This window comes from Actinomadura geliboluensis, from assembly GCF_005889745.1.
In the GTDB taxonomy this organism is placed as follows: Bacteria; Actinomycetota; Actinomycetes; order Streptosporangiales; family Streptosporangiaceae; genus Spirillospora; species Spirillospora geliboluensis.
The window spans coordinates 1-2,505 of sequence record NZ_VCKZ01000671.1 but is presented as its reverse complement, the minus strand read 5'-3'; the positions used below and the strand labels follow the sequence as shown (position 1 = coordinate 2,505).

General features: G+C 71.3%; 3 protein-coding genes and 1 riboswitch. All 3 genes read right to left on the bottom strand.

The window, feature by feature from the left end:
- Window positions 1-80: 80 nt before the first annotated feature.
- A complete protein-coding gene (locus tag ETD96_RS43325; protein WP_138642280.1) occupies window positions 81-665 on the bottom strand; it encodes a TMEM165/GDT1 family protein in 585 nt (194 codons plus the stop codon).
- 351 nt (window positions 666-1,016) lie between these two features.
- Entirely contained in the window at window positions 1,017-2,066 is a 1,050-nt protein-coding gene (locus ETD96_RS43320) for a C40 family peptidase (protein WP_138642279.1), read from the bottom strand.
- Window positions 2,067-2,071: 5 nt separating this feature from the next.
- Window positions 2,072-2,219, bottom strand: a riboswitch (cyclic di-AMP (ydaO/yuaA leader).
- A gap of 102 nt (window positions 2,220-2,321) precedes the next feature.
- Window positions 2,322-2,505, bottom strand: a 184-nt coding sequence (locus tag ETD96_RS45590; RefSeq protein WP_171069530.1) for a hypothetical protein, incomplete at its 5' end; no start/stop codon positions are given.

Sequence of the window (2,505 nt, the reverse complement as noted above, 5' to 3'; positions counted from 1 at the left end):
GGGATTGGTTGGCCGGGGGGTTGGCCGAGGGTCGGTTGGCCGAGGGTCGGTTGGCCGAGGGTCGGTCGGCCGGGGGTGGGTTACATGGTGAAGGCTTCTATGAGCGTCCAGATGGCGAGGCCGGCCATGCACAGGCCGCCGATGCGCTGGACGGTCTTCAGCGGGACCCTGTTCGCGATGAAGCGGCCCGCCAGGAGGGCCAGGGCCGAGACCGACATGAGGGCGGCGGCGGAGCCGATCGCCGTCGGCAGCCATCCGTTGGTGGCGGCCAGGTTGGCGGTGGTGATCTGGGTCAGGTCGCCCCACTCGCTGATGAACACGGCCGTGAAGGCGGCCACGTAGGACGGCCAGAACCGGGTGACCGTCTGGCCGGCCTTGTCGTCCTCGTCGTCGTCCCCTCCGCCGCGCATCAGCACGATGGCGCCGAAGGCGAACAGGGCGGCCGACACGAGCTTGACGGCCATGCCCGGCAGCAGGCTGAGCAGGCTGCCGGCCCCCACGGCGATCGCGACGTGCACGATGAACGCCGTGGACGTGCCGAACCACACGTACAGCGGACGCATGCGCGTGCCCATGGCCAGTGAGGCGAACATCGTCTTGTCGGGCAGCTCGGCGAGGAAGATCAAGCCGAACGCGGTGAGGATCGCGAGCGGGTCCAGGGTCATGGGCGGTGCCTTCTTACGGGGCCGGGCCGCGGACTTCGGCCGGCACCCTGGCGGGCGACGGGAGGACCACTCGGCCCGGCACGATCGGACGGCCCGCACGGTCGCACGGGCCACGTCATGCCGTGGCCGAAGGTCTCGTCCACCCCTTCGCGGGGCCCGATGGCCGGGACGTCCAAGAACGTCCAGCGTGTCGACCAGCGGTATTACAGGACTACTCCCCTTCGCCGGGCCCCAGTGTAGCCAAAACATCCGGCAAGGCACTCGACCGGCGTGGCAAAGGAGCCGGTCCCTGAATGGAAGCGTCCCCGTCACCCGGGGCGGGTGGCGGGGACGCCGGTCGGGGGAAGCGTGTCAGGCGACGCGGACGCCGCCGGCGAAGGGCCGTCCGGCGAGCGGGCTGATCTTGACCACGTCGCCGGTCTGCGGAGCGTGGACCATCTTGCCGTTGCCGATGTAAAGCCCCATGTGGTGCAGGTCGGCGTGGAAGAACACCAGGTCGCCGGGCCTGAGCTGTGACATGGACACGTGCGTGCCCGCGTTGTACTGGGCGCCGGTGTAGTGCGGGAGGTTGATCCCGACCTGGGCGTAGGCGTACAGGGTCAGGCCGGAGCAGTCGAAGCCCTTGATGTTGGCGCCCTGCGCGGTGCCGTAGGACGGGCCGGACGCGGTGCCGCCGCCCCAGGAGTAGGGCACGCCGAGCTGGCTCAGGGCGGCCCGAACGGCGGTCATGGCCTTGGCGGAGGCGCCGCCCGGGTCCACGTTGGGGATGGGCCCGCCGTTGCCTCGGATGGGAGTGCCGACGCCCAGCTTGGCTTCAACCTTCTTGAGCCTGGCCTGGAGTTCCTTGCGCTTCTTCTTGGCCTCGTCGGTAAGTTCGCGCACCTGCTTCGCGCGCGCTTCGGCCGATTTGCGGGAGCGCTCGGCGGCCTGCATGGTCTGGAGCAGGTGGGCGACGCGGTCGCCGTCCTGGCGGGCGAAGTAGTTGAGCGTGGCCGACCGGTCAAGGACACTCTGCGGGTCCTTGGCGGAGGCGAAGGCGACGGCAGGGTCCGCCGGGCCGTTCTTGTAGCTGTCCGCTGCGAGCTTGACGATCCTGGCGCGGGCGTCGTCCAGCGCCTTCTTCTGGCGGGCGGCGTTGCCCTCGGCCACCTTGGCGGCGCGGTGGGCCTGCTTCAGCCGCTCGCGCAGGCCGTTGTACTGCTCGCTGAGCTTCTCGGCGTCGTCCGCGAGCTTCTTCTGCTGCGCGGTCAGCTCCCGGCGGGACGGCTCGGGCTCGGCGGAGGCGGGCGCCGGTGCGAGGAGCGCCGCGGCCACGGCGGCCGATATCGCCCATGCCGTGATGGTTCGGGGGGTGCGGGTGCGGCGTTTCGGCGTGCCGATGACGGCAGCGCGTCGCTGCATGCGGTCGTCCTCCTCTGTGCCGCCTACCGGGTCAGCTGACGGGTTCGGGCCAGAGTCGCCCTACCGCCCCGCGAAGGGAGCGGATTCACCCCGGTGGAGATCGGGTCCCCGGTTCCCGGGCCGATGGGCCACGGGATTCGGCGTCGCCATCGCCGCCCCCGGCGGGGGCTCGTCACGGTGGCTCCTACGCAGCGTAGGAGATAGCCGCCTCATTCGCCACTCAAGCCGCGGATTACAGCAAACGTCCCAGACGCATCAGCAGAGCAGGGCCAGCCGACCGATCGCGAGAGCCGCGCCCGCGAGAGGCACCGCGACCGCCGCCGCCACGAACACCGGCGCCACCACCCGGAACGCCCCACGCGGCTTCACCTGCTCACCGGCCTCCAGCCGCCGCACCCGCGCCGCCAGCGCGTCCATCCCCGCCCCGACCGCCCCCAAC

Bases quoted from the DNA above. Each gene is read 5' to 3' on its own strand.
- ETD96_RS43320 (WP_138642279.1), bottom strand. From the start codon at position 2,066: ATGCAGCGACGCGCTGCCGTCATCGGCACGCCGAAACGCCGCACCCGC.
- ETD96_RS43325 (WP_138642280.1), bottom strand. From the start codon at position 665: ATGACCCTGGACCCGCTCGCGATCCTCACCGCGTTCGGCTTGATCTTC.